This is a genomic window from Spirosoma migulaei, assembly GCF_054776855.1.
Map to the genome: position 1 here is coordinate 608,862 of NZ_BAAHBG010000022.1, position 16,460 is coordinate 625,321.

General features: G+C 51.8%; 12 protein-coding genes. 7 read left to right on the plus strand and 5 right to left on the minus strand.

All coding sequences use genetic code 11. The features are described from left to right. The first annotated feature begins 2 nt into the window (after positions 1–2). The 3 genes from ACYVGO_RS23795 (at position 3) to ACYVGO_RS23805 (ending at position 5,328) form a co-directional block, all read left to right on the plus strand. On the plus strand, positions 3–2,234 hold the full coding sequence (locus ACYVGO_RS23795; RefSeq protein ID WP_460971408.1) for a hypothetical protein: 2,232 nt from the start codon (positions 3–5) through the stop codon (positions 2,232–2,234). 79 nt (positions 2,235–2,313) lie between these two features. Further along, positions 2,314–4,599 (plus strand): hypothetical protein, encoded by a 2,286-nt coding sequence (locus tag ACYVGO_RS23800; RefSeq protein WP_460971409.1) that lies wholly within the window; start codon positions 2,314–2,316, stop codon positions 4,597–4,599. Between the two features lie 210 nt (positions 4,600–4,809). Continuing rightward, on the plus strand, positions 4,810–5,328 hold the full coding sequence (locus ACYVGO_RS23805; protein WP_460971410.1) for a YfiT family bacillithiol transferase: 519 nt from the start codon (positions 4,810–4,812) through the stop codon (positions 5,326–5,328). A gap of 133 nt (positions 5,329–5,461) precedes the next feature. On the opposite strand, the gene ACYVGO_RS23810 is transcribed toward ACYVGO_RS23805, so the two are convergent. The 5 genes from ACYVGO_RS23810 to ACYVGO_RS23830 all read right to left on the minus strand — a co-directional run bounded on the left by ACYVGO_RS23810 (position 5,462) and on the right by ACYVGO_RS23830 (position 10,877). Next, a complete protein-coding gene (locus ACYVGO_RS23810; protein WP_460971411.1) occupies positions 5,462–6,910 on the minus strand; it encodes a Gfo/Idh/MocA family protein in 1,449 nt (482 codons plus the stop codon). A gap of 411 nt (positions 6,911–7,321) precedes the next feature. Continuing rightward, complete coding sequence (locus tag ACYVGO_RS23815) at positions 7,322–8,212, minus strand: sugar phosphate isomerase/epimerase family protein (RefSeq protein ID WP_460971412.1); 891 nt, start codon at positions 8,210–8,212, stop codon at positions 7,322–7,324. A 12-nt stretch (positions 8,213–8,224) separates the two neighbouring features. Beyond that, positions 8,225–9,001: an SDR family NAD(P)-dependent oxidoreductase gene (locus ACYVGO_RS23820; RefSeq protein WP_460971413.1), complete on the minus strand. Its 777-nt coding sequence runs from the start codon at positions 8,999–9,001 to the stop codon at positions 8,225–8,227. Positions 9,002–9,004: 3 nt separating this feature from the next. Then, a complete protein-coding gene (locus ACYVGO_RS23825) occupies positions 9,005–10,030 on the minus strand; it encodes a zinc-binding dehydrogenase (RefSeq protein WP_460971414.1) in 1,026 nt (341 codons plus the stop codon). Between the two features lie 145 nt (positions 10,031–10,175). After that, positions 10,176–10,877: an orotidine 5'-phosphate decarboxylase / HUMPS family protein gene (locus tag ACYVGO_RS23830; RefSeq protein WP_460971415.1), complete on the minus strand. Its 702-nt coding sequence runs from the start codon at positions 10,875–10,877 to the stop codon at positions 10,176–10,178. A 305-nt stretch (positions 10,878–11,182) separates the two neighbouring features. On the opposite strand from ACYVGO_RS23830, the gene ACYVGO_RS23835 reads away from it, so the two are divergent. Genes ACYVGO_RS23835 through ACYVGO_RS23850 form a run of 4 tightly spaced genes read left to right on the plus strand, consistent with a single transcriptional unit; the run spans position 11,183 to position 16,418 of the window. Continuing rightward, positions 11,183–12,007, plus strand: coding sequence for an HpcH/HpaI aldolase family protein (locus tag ACYVGO_RS23835; protein ID WP_460971416.1), 825 nt, complete (start codon positions 11,183–11,185; stop codon positions 12,005–12,007). Positions 12,008–12,015: 8 nt separating this feature from the next. Next, entirely contained in the window at positions 12,016–14,133 is a 2,118-nt protein-coding gene (locus ACYVGO_RS23840) for a hypothetical protein (protein WP_460971417.1), read from the plus strand. Beyond that, positions 14,130–15,017: a glycerophosphodiester phosphodiesterase gene (locus ACYVGO_RS23845; RefSeq protein ID WP_460971418.1), complete on the plus strand. Its 888-nt coding sequence runs from the start codon at positions 14,130–14,132 to the stop codon at positions 15,015–15,017. The genes ACYVGO_RS23840 and ACYVGO_RS23845 overlap by 4 nt, the downstream gene beginning before the upstream one ends. A 21-nt stretch (positions 15,018–15,038) precedes the next feature. Beyond that, a complete protein-coding gene (locus ACYVGO_RS23850) occupies positions 15,039–16,418 on the plus strand; it encodes a purple acid phosphatase family protein (RefSeq protein ID WP_460971419.1) in 1,380 nt (459 codons plus the stop codon). The last annotated feature ends 42 nt before the right edge of the window (positions 16,419–16,460 follow it).

The following is a 16,460-nucleotide window of genomic DNA, read 5'->3' on the forward strand; positions in this document are numbered from 1 at the left end:
TTATGCAAATTCCTTATACACGTTTCTGGTTCAGTTTAGCTGCTTTCTTCTTTTCGGTGGGGCATGAACTGAGGGCGCAGGTACCTTATCAGGACAAACCTTTTCTACAGGATTACAGCGTCAAATATTATGTCAACAAGCCAACCGCTAGTTTATCGGGCGTAGCCTGCGACCGCAATGGCGTCATTCAGGTCTTCTCTTCCGAAGGCTTACTGCACACCGCCGACGGTGACTTTCTGCATCCAGGCACCTTACAGCCTGATCAGAGCTACCGATTCATCAAGGATATGAAGCTTCAGGCCATCGGTTCACAAAACCAGCAACTCGTTTATCTGAGTCAAAAAGCGGTATTGAGCAATGCCTGGGCGGGGAAATTGTTTGCCGAACACCAGCTTCAGAAGGCAACTAGTTTTGTCGGTACTCCCGATCTTACTTTCCTCGTGTCTGACGGAAGTGCGCTGAACGTTGTTCGGGATGGTAAGCTTCTTTGGAAGGGCGCAATCTCCGGCGATGACGTCCTGAGCGTACGTTTCCAACCCGCCACGAACCTATTCTGGATTCTCGGCAAGAAATCGCTCTATACACTTTCCGGCGCAAACTTCAGCTTGACCAAGGTTTTTGAGGGAACTGGTTTTACGGCATTCGCTCTCGCCAATGCCAATAAGAACGTCATCATCGGAACCAACGATGGCTATATCGAACTCGATGCGGCTAGTAAGAAACAGATTGGGGCTATTCACCGGAAACTTCCCTGGACGGAAATCACAGCGGTGGCAGAAGCTGGTGGCAAAATTTGGTTTGGCTCAACCAAGGGAGCCTTTTCGTTGCGGCCCGATGGCAAGTTCGATTATTATTACGGCGAACGCTGGCTACCCGGCAATCAGGTTGTCAGTATCACCGAAGGCCCCAAGAATTCGGTATTGGTCCTGACCACGGCGGGACTGGGCAAAATCTGTTTCAAGGCAATGACCCTCCACGACAAAGCGCTCTTTTACGAAGATCAGGTGCGGAATCGCCACATCCGGAATGGGTTCAATGCCTCGCTGGATCGGATGGAGAAAGGCAATCTGGCCACGGGCTATATGTCTGACTCGGATAATGATGGACTTTGGACATCGATGTATCTGGGCGGAGAAATTTTCCGCTATGCCGTTACGAAAGACAAAGAAGCTCTGCAAAATTGCCGGGAATCGCTCGATGCGATGGAGCGGCTGTACACCATCAACCCCGTTCCCGGTTTCCCCGCCCGATCCTTTGAGCGGGCAGGTTATATCAACCAACTCTCGGACCCTGAGCGTTGGCAGCATTCGCCCCAGCCCGGCTGGGACTGGAAGTCAACAACCAGTAGCGACGAAGTGATTGGCCATATTTTCGCGTTCGGGGCCATGGCCGAATTAGTTGACGACAAAAACCTTCAACGCCGGGCTATTACACTCATCGATACGGTGATGAGCCACATTCTGTCGCACAATCTCTATCTGATCGACTTCGACGGAAAACCGACGATGTGGGGCAAATGGCACCCGGAGTATGTTAATGCCTTTCCAATCAACGTGGGCGACCGTAAGTTGAACTCCTCCAACCTCACGGCCATGCTACAAACAGCCTATCATTTCACGAAAAAAGAGAAGTACAAAAAGAAGGCGCTTGAACTGCTACAGAAAAACGGCTACCTGGAAAACCTGATGCGCCCCATGAGTATAATCGGGAAAGCTCCGGCAGATGCCGATGAGCACAGTAAGCACATGTCGGATGGCTGGAATCACTCCGATGATGAAATGTACTTTGTTGGCTACTGGGGGTTGTATCGCTATGCATTTGACGAGAACTTACGCGCCAAGTACAAACAGGCGATTCTGGATCACTGGCAGGCCGAACGTCCCGAAAAAGAAGGAGCCTGGAACATTTTCTCGGCCCTGACCGGCGCTAAAAATGTCGACATTCCCGAAGCAGCCTGGTACCTACGGGAGCATCCACTCGACCTGATCGACTGGGAGATCATGAACAGCCATCGGAAGGACATTGAGCCCATTGCCCCCAATTTCCGGAATCAAACCACAAAAGAGGTGCTCCCCCCTGATGAGCGACCTATTCAGCGGCACAATGGCAATATGTTTAGCCTGGACCGCACCCGTGGCAATGGTAACTCGGAACATAGCGCGGGCGACATCTGGCTACTGCCCTACTGGATGGGCCGTTATCTGGGTGTAATCAGCGCGCCCGTTGGAAAGTGATTACGCTGTTTATTCTCAATGCAATAATGTGGTGTCGGGTTCTTCAACCCGGCACCACAAAATATCTGCTGAAATAATCATGACGTTGGCCATTTTTTCAAAACTCACAAAGCGTTCTCTCCGAACCGATACGCCCTTTCAACATCTATTGCGGCACTCATTCATTCTTTCGCTCTTTATTCCAACTGTCGCCCTCGCCCAAATAGCCGCCTACCGCGACCTGCCCTATCAACAGGATTATAGCGTAAAATTCTACACCGCAGATAGCACCATCCAGTTACAAAACGTCTTCTCGGATCGAAACGGCGTGATTCAGGTCGCTTCATCGAAAGGCTTATTGCGACCCAGAGGAGGGCAGTTTCAATATCCCGGAACGCTGGAACCCGACCGTTCCTACAAACCCATTACCGACCGAAAAATCGTGGGTCTTGGACTACATGACCACCAATTCGTTTACCTTGATGACACCGCCATTGTCAGCAATGCCTGGGCGGGTAAGCTGTTTACCAAACATGGGCTGTCTGGAGCAACACTGTTTTGTTCCGGCTCCGGTTTCACCTTTCTGGTTTCAGATGGCACTCGATTAACGGTTCTTTCCGAATCAGGGGTTGTTTGGAAAGGGGAACTGAGTCAGGATCAGGTGAAGTCGGTTCGGTACGATGCGGCAAAAAATTGGTTCTGGGTATTAGGAAGCCACTCACTGAACGTGATTGATCTGGCGAAGAAGCAGTTAACACCCGTTTTTCAGAATCCCAACCTGACTTGTTTTGCCATCGGAACCAACAAAATTTACCTGGGTACCACCAATGGCTATTGGACGCTTGATGCTGCTACGTATAAACCCATCGGTAGTATCCAGCAAAAACTTCCCTGCCCGAATCTAACGGCTATTCAGCTCATTCAGGGTAACCTCTGGTTCGGTTCTGGTCAGGGTGCGTTTATGCTACGGCCCGATGGCAAATTCAATTATTACTACGGTGAGCGCTGGCTACCCGGCAATCAGGTAACGGCTATTTCGGAAGGCGAAGGCAAAACCGTTCTGATCCTGACGAATAAGGGCCTGGGCGAAATCCATTTCGAGGCCATAACCTTAAACGAAAAGGCATTGCGCTACGAAAAACAGGTCCGGCAGCGACATATCCGGTACGGGTTTAACTGCGACGTAACCGCCATCAAAAATGGCGATTTGTCGACCGCTCAGATGGGCCAGCGCGACAGCGATAACCTCTGGACATCCATGTACCTGGTTAGTCAGTTGTTCCGCTACAAGGTAACCGGCGATAAAGAAGCCCTTCATAACTGTCTGGAGTCTTTCGAGGCTATGGAACGGCTGTTCAGCATTACCGGTATGAGTGGCTATTTTGCCCGCGGATTCGAACGGAAAGGGTACCATAAATTTGATCCGAAAGCCTGGGATGGTGGCATGACAAACGGTTGGGTGCATGCCAAAGATCCGGAATGGGACTGGCGCGGAACAACCAGCAGTGATCAAACGGTTGGGCAGGTATTTACGTTGACCCTGATGGCCGAACTCATGGATGGTGACGTAAAAAAGCGGGCTATTACGCTGCTGGATCAACTGATGACCAACATCATCAACAACGACTGGTACCTGATCGACTTCGACGGCAAGCCTACCCTCTGGGGCAAATGGAATCCAACCTATGTGAACGGGTTCCCAACGAATGTGGGAGATCGAAAAATCAACTCATCGAACATCATTGCGTTTTTGCAGGCGGCTTATCACTTCACGGGGAAGCCTGTTTACAAGGAGAAAGCCTATGAGCTCATGCAAAAACATGGTTATCTGGAAAACCTGATGCGCCCCATGAGCGAGATCGGGAAAGCCCCTGCCGGCTCCGACGATTGGGCCAAAATGCTCTCCGAAGGCTGGAACCACTCCGACGATGAAATGTACTTCCTGGCCTATTGGCCCCTATATCGGTATGCCTTCACACCCGAACTGAAAGCCAACTACCGCGAGGCTATCAAAGATCACTGGCAAGCCGAACGTCCCGAAAAAGACGGTCTCTGGAACCTCTGCTATGCCATGACCGATGCCAAAACCTTCGATTTACCCGAAACGGTCTGGTATCTACAGGAATTTCCGCTGGATATGATCGAGTGGCCCGTGATGAATAGTCACCGAAAAGACATTGAACTCGTTCCCGAAAATTTCAGGGGCCAAACAACTAAAGAAGTTTTACCACCCGACGAACGCCCGGAACTCAAGCACAATCGCAACCTCTTCAAACTCGACCGACCCGGCAAAGTGGTGAGCGAATTGAGCGCCGGAGACTCGTTTCTGCTACCCTATTGGATGGGCCGGTATCTGGGTGCTATTAGTGAGCCGGTTGGGAAGTAAGAGCCCTGGACAAATATAGTTTTGACAGGATTTACAGGATAAACAGGATTGATTTAGTCGATAGAAATCCTGTTTATCCTGTAAATCCTGTCAAAAAAGCAGGTATTATGGATATCCATAATTCGCGCAAATTAAACTTGTCCCGTAATCGAGAATAAATCATCAAAAAGAGAATTCCTTACCTTGCAGCTTTACTTCTCTTTTGTTGACATGGACGATCGTAAGTACCCCATTGGACCCTTTGTAACCCAGGAAACATATTCAGCAGATGAACTGGCGCATCTTATTAGTATCATCGAAAACAGCCCAGCCCAGTATCGGCAGTTGGTCGAAAACCTGTCTCCTGCCGATTTAGCAAAAACGTATCGGGAAGGCAGCTGGACTGTGCATCAACTGGTTCATCATGTGGCCGACATTCAGTTTGTGCATTTTTTTCGAATGAAGAAAGCGTTGACGGAGCCTGACTACAAGGTGCTTACGCTCATCGACATGAACGCCTGGGTACATACGCCCGACGCCACCGAAGCCCCCATTACAGACTCTCTTGTTCTTCTCGATGGCGTTACCCGGCGCTATGTTTATTTAGCCAACTCCCTGACATCAGACCAGTTAGCCATTGCGTATTATCATCCCGTTCGGCAAATCCAGATCAATCAGGCTCAGGCCCTGGCCATGACCGCCTGGCACGTTCAGCACCATCTGGCGCATATCAAACTGGCATTAAGCTAATGTGCTGTGATGTCAGATGCTCACATCTGACAATTGAGGTTTCTCAAAACCTATAGACACGAGGTTTTGAGAAACCTCCTAATGTCGGGTTTAAGAACCCGACATCACAGTAATCACGGTATTGTCCGGCATTCTACAACGTCAAGCTCCAGCCCTCCCGGTAATCCCGTTTTACAAACTGATTGGCGAGGTCGTAGTTCGTGATCTTCATGTTGGGCGCATCATAATACAACTTCTTGCGACCGTTGTAGCGATCGGCCGATCGTTTTGCTGATGGATTATCGCGGAGCATCCAGCTTCGTAAGGCCAGGTTTCCAATCAGGATGCTTTCGGCGAATGGCGCAGCATATTCAAACGGCGAACTCGTCACGCCCTTTCCATAACCCGCAATACACGCATCGACCCATTGGAGGTAATGGTCTTCGTTCGGTACGCGGGCAATCGTTTCGGGAATGTTGAGTGACTCGTTGGCTTTCAGCGGCAACAAACGCGGCTTAGCTCCGTAGCAATCAGCCATCAGCTTTCCTTTTGAGCCAATGAACAACACCCCACCGTCGGAGTTGCCGAAACTTTCACCGGGCAGCAGTTCTTCGGGCAATTCGGGTAAAATGCCGCCGTCGTACCAGCTCACCTTGATGTTCCCTTTGCCATCTTTGCGGGGATAATCGAGGTGAATGGAGGATGAGAAGGGCGTCCAGTCGGGGTTGTCATCCTGTGGACGAAGCGTAAACGCCCAGGTTCCGGCCACACTACATTCAACCGAAGTTGGGTAGTCGATGGGTAAGATACGGAACACGGGGTCCATGATGTGGCAGGCCATATCGCCAAGCGCACCCGTTCCGTAGGGCCACCAGCCACGCCAGTTCCAGGGCAAATAGGCTTCATTATAGGGTACTTTTTTAGCGGGGCCCAACCACAAATCGAAATCAAGTTCTTTTGGAATATCATAAGATTTGTCGGTCGGAACAGCTTGCGGCCAAACCGGGCGATTGGTCCAGGTCAATACTTTGTGAACCTCGCCAATGATCCCCGAATCGTAGATCTCTTTCATCCGGCGAACCCCATTCCCCGAACCACCCTGGTTACCCATTTGGGTTACTACTTTGTATTTTTTGGCGGCCTGCCCCAAAATCCGCGATTCGTAGATGTCGTGCGTGAGGGGTTTTTGGGTGTACACGTGCTTGCCCAACTGCATGGCTGCCAGCGTGGCTACAGCGTGGGTGTTGTCCGGTGTTGAAATGGAGCACGCATCAATGTTCTTATTTTCTTTGGAAAGCATTTCCCGAAAGTCCTTGTAGTAGGTTGCCTTCGGAAAGCGGCTCCGCGAATCGACGGCCTGCCGGTCGTCCACATCGCAGAGGGCAACAATGTTGACGTTGGGGCTTTGTGAAAACGCGGCCAGATCACTTTTGCCTTTACCGCCTGCCCCAATCCCGGCAATGTTCAATTTATCGCTCGGTGCTACAAACCCTTTCCCAAGTACGTGCCGGGGAACAATAAAAAATGACGTAGCCGCCAACGACGACGTTTTCAGAAAGTCGCGACGACTCTCTGCATTCGATGTAGTTTTCTTTTCTTCCATAGAAATATTCGGTTTTTAGGGTTTAGGAGTTAGCCAAATGGGATTTCGATCCCATTGACATACAGTATACTACTGATTTATAGCGCAATCGTACCTTTCGTTTTGCTTTTTTTGCTTTTCGTGGCGTCGGGTTATTAAACCTGACATCAGTAGATTTCCCCGTTCTCTCTTGGCTCCGCCGAGGGAGGACTATTTTTGTAACGGCCTCTGGCCGGTAAAATAGGGTATAAACGGGCCAGAGGCCCTTAAAGCAATACCTCTCACTCGGCGGAGCCAAGCGAGAACAAAGTCAGGTTCGTTTTCGTGATGTTGGGTTCTTAAACCCGACATTAATAGGTTTCTCAAAACCTATAGACACGAGATTTTGAGAAACCTCAAGTATCAGATGTGAGCATCTGCCACCACAAACCGTCAATCCGCCGGCCAATATTCCACCATTTTTTTACGAAGAAATGCTACACTGCGTTCCAGTTGCGCCATCCCATCGACCCCATCTTCAATACTGATCCACCCATTGAACCCTACTCGTTTCAGTTCGGTGAATATGGCGTCGTAATCGTTTAGTCCCTTGCCAATCTCGCCATGGCTGAGTCGTTTGGCATAGCCAGCCGCTCCTCCTTCTTCGCGACGCAAATCCTCAATCGTACCTTCGAGCAAATACCGATCACTAGCGTGCATGGTCACTACGCGGTGCGATACCCGGTATAGTAGTTCCAGCGGGTCTTCCCCAGCGAGGTAGGTATTGCTGGGATCGTAATTAACCCCAAAATTAGGATGGTTGATCCGGTCGACGAGCTTACAGAACACATCCATCTTCTGGGCAAATTCGGGGTATGTCCAGAAATCATCCTTGTAATGATTTTCGATAATGAGCGTAATGCCACGCGCCTGCGCGTAAGGCAAACAGGCTTCGATGCATTCGGCCGCCAGGGCTACTCCTTCGTCAATAGACAACTCCGGTCGACGCTGGCCGGACAGCACCCGACAGTATGAACCACCCAGTATATACGTCATATCAATCCATCGCTTCTGCTTAGCAATCTCAGTAGCGCGAAATGCCGCGTCGGGGTGCGTAAAATCCGGGGAGCAGCACATCATCGGAATCACCTTTCCGTGCGCTTCCACCTGCTGGCGAAACAAAGGCCAGTTGGCTTCGTTTTCCATTTCCAGGAATCCGGCATACCACTCCAGCCCATCAATATCGAGTTTGGCCGCCAGCTCAATCCAGTCCGAAACCTGCATGGTTCCGTCTTTGCAGAGCTGCTGCATAAAAGCCTTGGGGAAAGCCGCTAGTTGAGGCATAGTTGTAAATGATTAATTCTTCGGTAGATTTCGACCAATAAAGGGGTACTGTTCCAGGTCAAGGATTTGGCCGCTGACAGGGCCGCTTTCATCCGCCAGCCAGTAGACGGCTGCGGCTGCAATTTCGTCGGGTTGCAGCATACGGCCCGAGGGCGCAACGTCCGGTGGAAGTTGCTCGTACCAATCATCGGGAAGGCCCTGCTCGTGTTTGCGCTGAATTTCCCGCTCCGTCAGCACCCAGCCCGGATTCAGTTGATTGACCCGTACGCCCACCTCCCGATGAAGGGTATCGCCCAGGTTGCGAGTTAACGTCACCATGGCCCCTTTCGAGACACTATACGCCATGAGGTTCGGCTCACCACACCAGGCATTGAGCGATCCAATATTCAGTACACAGCCCCGTTGTTTTTGTAAGTGGGGCAAGGCCACTTTGATCAGCGCGAAAGGTGCTAATGTATTCACTTCCAGAACCGTACGAAACAGCGCCAGATCTGTTGTCTGGGTGTTTGACGAAACAACCATAGCCGCATTATTGACCACCGCATCCAGTCGACCAAAAGTTCTCAGGGCGAGATCGACCAGGTGCTGCGGGGCACGTTCGGCGGTAATTTCTTCAATGTGCAAGACGGCCTTATCGCTTCCCAGCGAGGCCACGATTGCTTCGCCCAGTTCCTGTTCCAGTCCGTGAATAACCACCCGCGCGCCTTCGGCAACGCACCGACTGGCAATGGCCTTCCCAATACCGGTACAACTGCCGGTAACGATAATGACTTTGTTCAGCAGTCGCATTGATTATACAGGTTTGAGTACACTTTTCACGACATCGCCCCGGTGCATTTTTTCAAAAGCTTCGTGCCAGTCGGTAACTGGCCACACGCCCCCAATAATGGGTTTTACGTCCAATTGCCCACTGGCGAGTAAGGCAATTACCCGCTCCCAGATGGGCCAGTTATGGCTAAAACTCCCCTGAAGAGTCACGTTTTTCTGGACCAATGGATCGAGCGAAAAGCCCAGCGGCTGTGGTCCCCAGCCCACTTTGGTAATATGCCCGTTGGGACGCACCCATTGCATGGCCAGCTTCAGGGTAATGCTGGTACCAGCCGCGTCGATGATGCAGTCGGCACCGAGACCATCCGCTTTTCGGGCCCAGTCGGTGGCATCACCAATGATGGGTTCGCAGCCGTAGTGTTTCCCGATTTCCAGCCGATGCCGATCGGATTCCAGGCCAACCAGCGCCACTTCGGCCCCGCAGAGCCGCGCCATGGCGGCACATAAAATACCGATGGTGCCCGGCCCCAGCACAATGACCCGATCACCCGGTTTGATCCGGCTATTTTCTACAACAGCATTGAAAGCCACACAGCAGGGTTCGGTCAGGCAAGCCTGTTCAAACGCCAGTTGGTCGGGCACAAGGTGTAAACAGCGAGCCGGAACACGCACAAAACGCGTCATAGCGCCATTGACGCCATAGCCAAAGCCCTTACGCGTGGGGTCGAGGTTATAGAGTCCACGACGAGTCATGGGATTGTTTGCATCAATGACAGCCGCCGTTTCACTAACCACACGGTCGCCTTCACGCCAGCCCGTAACCCGATTTCCCAGTTCAATAATATGTCCACCAAACTCATGACCCAGCACCACCGGGTAGTTTACGGGCCAGCTATGATCGGACGTCCACTGATGCAGGTCACTTCCGCAAACACCTACATTAGCAACCTCCAGCAACACATCGTCCTCACCAATTGTAGGGCGGTCCAGTTCACGAATCTCAACGGAGCCTTTCTCCGGGGCATAATTAACAACAGCAGCAGATTTCATAAGGGTTCAAGTAAATGGATAATCGGGGCCGCCCGTGCGGCAAAATGAATAATGGACAATGAAAAGCAACTAGCCAATACACAACTAGATGATCCCATCATTCAGTTTGCCACACGGGCGGCCCCGATTATCCATTGTTCATTATTCATTTCATTTTTATATCGCCATACGCGTGAATTTTTTCGCAGATCAACCGGAGCGATGCTTCTAAATCGCCATCAGCCGTTTTGAACGCATCGGCATCAATGGTGAGCGGAGCACCGAGTACTACCAGGGGAGCCCCATATTCCGGGCACCGAATGGCCTGCTCCAAACTTAGTCCGCCCACGGCCTGCACCGGTACCCGAACCGCCTGAACAACCTCGCGAAGCTGATCCAGCGGGCTTGGCATCCGATGCCCCTGGGCCGCAATTCCCCGCCGTTCGTCGTAACCAATGTGGTGAATCACGTAATCGCAACCCAGGTCTTCGAGCCATTTAGCCCCCTCAACCATATCCGGGCACACCATGTTATCCCCCATAACCTTGGCACCAAAATCACGGCCTGCCTTCACCACACACTTGATCGTTTCGGCATGAGCACGTGCCATGACCACTACATGCGTGGCACCCGCTTTGGCCATCATTTCAGCTTCCAGATAGCCGCCATCCATCGTTTTCAGGTCGGCTACAATAGGGACTCCCGGAAAGGCTTCGCGGAGTTTTCGCACGCCGTGCAGCCCTTCGGCCAGAATCAACGGTGTTCCGGCTTCCAGCCAGTCGACACCCGCCCGCATGGCTAAAGCAGCCGTTTCTAGTGCTTCGTCAATATTGGTCAGGTCCAGTGAAATTTGAACAATGGGTTTCATGTAAAAAAGAGCGAAAGAGTGAATGAGCGAAAGAATGGCAGGCCGTAGCAGTGATCCAGGCTGCTGCACATTACTTTCTCAAATCAGCCAGAAGCAACAACGCTTCTGGGTATAGTACTACAGTATGATTTAATCAGACTATTGGCCTACCGAAATAATTACTGCCTTCAATAGCCTGAACGGACCCATGCACAGTAATAGAATAGTCTGTAATTGTTTCGAATCATCAGGACCAACTAGCCACTGGCTGGCTGGTCCTTTGGCTTACCTTCTCTTTACTCAATTCGTGTAATCGCCCTTGTCAAATGACTGGTTCAACCCACCCGAGTTTGCTTCAAAAGCTACAACAAGGCTATAACGTCTACGGCTCCTGCATTACCTCAACGGCACCCATGTGGCCCAAGGTTATTCAACAGACAGGGGTTGATTTCGTTTTCATCGATACAGAACACATTCCCATGGATCGGGCCGAGCTGGCGCGACTCTGTCAGCAGTTCCGGGCCTATGGCATTACACCCATTGTTCGGATTCCAAGCCCCGATCCCTTCCGGGCCTGTCAGGTTATCGACGGGGGAGCTATAGGCGTGGTAGCCCCCTATCTCGAATCGGTTGCCCAGATTCAGGAACTGGTTGGTGCTACTAAATTTCGCCCTCTCAAAGGCGAACGTCTGACGGCCTATCTGACAGGGCAGGAAGAACTTTCGGCAGAGATGAAAGCCTACATTGCTGCCTATAATGCCAATACCATTTGCATTGCCAACATCGAAAGTGTGCCCGCGCTAAACCGGCTCGACGAACTCCTGTCTGTACCGGGACTTGATGCCGTGTTCATTGGTCCGCATGATCTGTCGGTCAGCCTGGGCCTGCCGGAGCAATATGACCATCCTGATTTTGAAGCCGCTGTCCAGTCGATTATTCATCAAACCCGCGCCAAAGGACTCTCCATCGGGATTCACTTTTCGCTGGAGCCGGAACGACAGATCCGATGGATGAAAGAAGGCGTCAACATGGTGGTTCATAGTTTCGATGTGGCACTGTTCAGTCAGCGTTTACGGCACGACCTGAGCATTATCAAAGCAGCCGTTGGCGACGATCAGTCTACCGATACGTATTCTCTGCCTGTAATCTGATGGATACGATGGCCGTTCCCCGTACGCAACAGAGCTCGACCTGGCACTGGCGGAGTGTGCTATTGGGCGGCTTGGCGCTTTCCACTGGCTGGGGTATCCGGGGTAATTTCGGACATGAATACGGGGCGGCCTTTGCCGGATGTCTGGGTGCTCTAGGTATTGCCTTGGTATCAGATCGTTCGGACTGGCGGCAACGGGTTCTTTACTTCGCTTTTTTCGGGGCCATCGGCTGGGGATTTGGTGCGTCGGTTTCCTATATGCAGGTCATCGCCTACACCATGAGCGGTCATAGTGCTACCCAGCTCTATGGGTATGCAGCCCTATTTTACATTGGGTTTCTATGGGCTGGCCTTGGCGGGGCGGGTACAGCGCTGGCGGCTGTAGCCGAACGGGAACGGCTGATTCAGTTGTTCAAGCCAGTTCTGTTCCTCTTTGGCATCTGGTTTCTTCAGGATCTGGTTGAAGACCCCATTGCCCACGCCCTGCAATCGGGCATCAGGATTGACCATACGGCCTCACGCCATAAAAGCCCCCTCTACTGGTTCGATGCCGATTATCTGGCCGCGTCAACGGCATTGCTGGCGATGGCCCTGTACGACCTGCTCGACCAGAAGAGCCGCAGAGTCCTCTGGCTCCCTGTTTTTGGCATAGCGGGGGCATTGCTGGGTTGGGGGATTCAGGCGCTTCTCCAGGCTCTGGGACTTGACCAATCCCTGGCGTCGCTACTGACCTATCCGCTGGGCGATCCCACCTACGTTGATCCCGAAACGGGCAAGCTGGCTTTTGAGGCTCGTAATTTTCTGAATAACTGGCCGCAGTGGTTCGGCGATTATCCGGCGCACATTGGATGGGTAGTTGGTTTACTGCTGGGGTTGATTGCGTATTTCATTCGCTTCGGGAAGTTCCGGCATGGCGCGTCGCTGATCGTGTACATGGCGTCGGGTTGGCTTCTTGCGTTTCTGGCCTTCCCGGTGCTTGGCAGCCTGTTTTTTGCCGACTCCGGCGGCCTCCGCATGACTCCGCCCCGTAGTGATGACTGGGCGGGCATCACCGGTGTTTTTATCGGGATGATCAGCTGGATGCGCCGGCATCGATTACGTCCGGTAGCGGTTGCGTCGGTCATCAGCGGCACCATTGGCGGGCTTGGCTTTTCGGGGATTCAATGGCTAAAACACCTGCTGATGGCACCCGGAAATCCCCGTCTACTGGCGGGCAGAGGCCTATCGCCAGACAGCGCAGCCTATAAAACCACTGTAGCTAACTGGGCCGATTGGCAGCATCAGAACTGGCATAGCTTCCTGGAACAGAGTTACGGTTTCGTTAATGGACTAGCCATTGTAGCGGCTCTGGGCTTTCTGGCAACCCGAATTCCCCTGCATAACGACCGTCACGACGCAGAACCAACTCGCGGCAAATGGACGCTGGGCGTCGCCACGGTTTTTGTGTTACTGGCTATCCCCTATGTCAATCTGGTTAAAAATGTGGAGGAATGGGGTAAGCAGCTAAATCCTGACGTTTGGACACGAACCATTACGCTGGCAGATGGTACAGAGGAAACGGCACCCGCTTTATGGGATGTGCCCTACCTGGGTCGTTTGCCGGGTGTTGATTCCCTGTCCATGACGCCTGGTGGGTGGTTCAACCTAACCTGGCTTATCCTCCTGGTTCTGTTTATCGTTCTGATACGCAGACATTTTCGCGAACCACTCGCGCTTGTGCCTGATTCGTGGCTAGGCAAAGGGCAGTTGATTTTCCTGATCCTTCTCTGGCTGATGATTGTCGGGAATTTTGAGCGAGCCCTGGTAAATTGGCATCCTGACCGTATCCTGACCGAATGGGGCGTTACGATCAACGCCCTACTTGCCACACTGCTTGTGCTGACGATACCGACCAAAACCCGGCCAGTCGTTATTCAGGAACCTGTTTCCTATGCGCCACTGTATAAACAGGTCTGGCTGAGGGCAACATCGGCACTGGTGGTGTCTACTTTATTCTTTTGGCTCACCAACCGGCTTATTTATCAGTATCCGTCCCATGAAAAACTGGACAATTCACTTCATACCCGATTTGGACCGGAAGCCGACTGGCGGGCCCGACCGAATCTAAAAAACGCTCAACACAAATGAACAAACGCCAATGGGCAAAGCTCTGGGTTGCAGGATTTCTACTGGGAGGGCTAGCAATTCCTAATTCCGTAATTGGCCAGTCGGCCAGAAAAATGGCATCGTTTACTGATTCGATCAGCATGTACCGCATTGCCTTATCAACGCACAATCAACCCGGAGTGTCTGCACACCGGGGCAACTCCCAGCGAGCGCCCGAAAATACTCTGGCTACTTTTCAGGAAGCCCTGACTATGCAGGTCGACTACATTGAAATCGACGTTCGGACCACAGCCGATAACCAGTTGGTTATTCTGCACGATGCTACCTTGAACCGCACCACCACGGGTAGGGGGCCGGTAAACGCGCAGACGCTGGCTACACTCAGGGCCCTATCTGCGGGCAAAGGCTTTGGCGATCGCTTCCAGACTGAACGAATCCCTACACTGGACGAGGTTTGTAAACTGGTGGCTAACTGGAATGCGAAGCACCCAAAACCGACAAATTTGTACGTTGATTGCAAAAATGTAGCTCCCGAGCCTTTAGTTAGCCAACTACAGGCGTATGGATTGCTTAAAAATGCCGTTTTTTACGGATCGGACGAAACCTTGCTGGCCTTGAAACAGGCAGCCCCAACGGCCCGACTAATGCCATCGCTCAGAAAAGCGGAGGATATGGCCGACAAGATTGCTAAACTAAATCCGTATGCCTTTGACCTAAACTGGCTGGTGGTCAGCGAGTCCCTGATCCAGCAGATCCATCAGCATGGGATTAAAGCCTTTTCTGACTTACTGGACTCCGCAGACTCGGCAGAACAGTATCGGAAAGCGGCCCAGTTGAAGCTGGATGTTATCCAAACCGATTATGTACTAAACGTTTATAAAACCTTAACCCACTCTATGAACTAATGCCCAATAGGTTCTAACTGTATGAAACTACTTTTCTTTTCTCTTTTCGTCGCCTTAACGCTCTCATCTGCCAGCGCGCAGACGCATAAACAATACCCGGCCTCCATTTACCCTGACCGCATTATACTGGGTTGGCATGGAGACCCGGCTACATCGCAGTCCGTCAACTGGCGTACCGACACCACCGTTACGAATGCGGTTGGCGCCATTGCAGAAGCCGACCCATCTCCCGACTTTGTCAAAAGCGCCACCCTCGTTCCAGCCACGAGCGAACCTGTGTTGATCGAAGGCAAACGGGTGCGCTACCATTCTGTTCAGTTCACCAACCTGAAACCCGGTACCCAGTACAGTTACCGGGTTGGCAATGGCACATACTGGAGCGAGTGGTTCCAGTTCAAAACGGCCCAAAATAAACCCGCTCCCTTTTCCTTTCTGTACTTCGGAGATGCACAGAACGACATCCGCTCGCTCTGGTCGCGGGCTATTCGCGGGGCATACTCAACCCTGCCCACGGTAAGCCTGATGGTCCATGCGGGCGATCTAATCACCACCTCCAACGCCGACTGGCAATGGGGTGAGTGGTTCGAAGCGGGTGGCTGGATCAATGGGATGGTACCTACCCTGGCGACACCGGGCAACCATGAGTACTTTAAAGATGAGCAAGGCACCAGTCGCGTATCCATGCACTGGCGACCATCTTTTGTATTGCCCGAAAACGGACCAAAAGGACTTGAGGAAACAACTTATTACTTCGATTATCAGGGAACACGGTTTATTTCCCTAAATTCACAGGCTGCCCTGCTCGATTTAACCGTTATGGACTCCCAGGCCGATTGGCTGGTGAAGGTATTGAGCAAGAACCCAAACCGCTGGACCGTGGTCGTTCACCATCATCCTATCTACTCCACCAAGAACGGCCGCGACAACGATGAGTGGCGGTCAAAAATGGAGCCCCTGTATCGAAAATACAAAGTCGATCTGGTGTTGCAGGGGCACGACCACACCTATGGACGTGGGCTGAATATGCCGCTGGGCAAGAGTCGAAAATTTCCCGACGGCCCCATTTATGTCGTGTCGGTGAGTGGCCCAAAAATGTACGATATTGGTTTGCAGGACTGGATGAATCGGGCAGGATCGAACACGCAACTGTACCAAACCGTGTCGATTGATGGGGATAGCCTATTGTACCAGTCGTTTACGGTAACGGGTCAGGAATACGATTCATTCGTTTTGACAAAAAATCGTAAAGGAAAAAATACCCTACTCGACAAAGCACCGGCGCTCCTGCCTGAGCGACTGGATTTGCCAGCCGAGTATCAGAAAAAATTCAAGCCTGAAGAGCTCCAGGAATACCGGAACCGTTTTCAGGAGTATAAAGCCCGGAAGCAACAGAAGCTTTAGCGGTTGTTGATGGATTCTATTGATTCTAAATTTATACCAAAA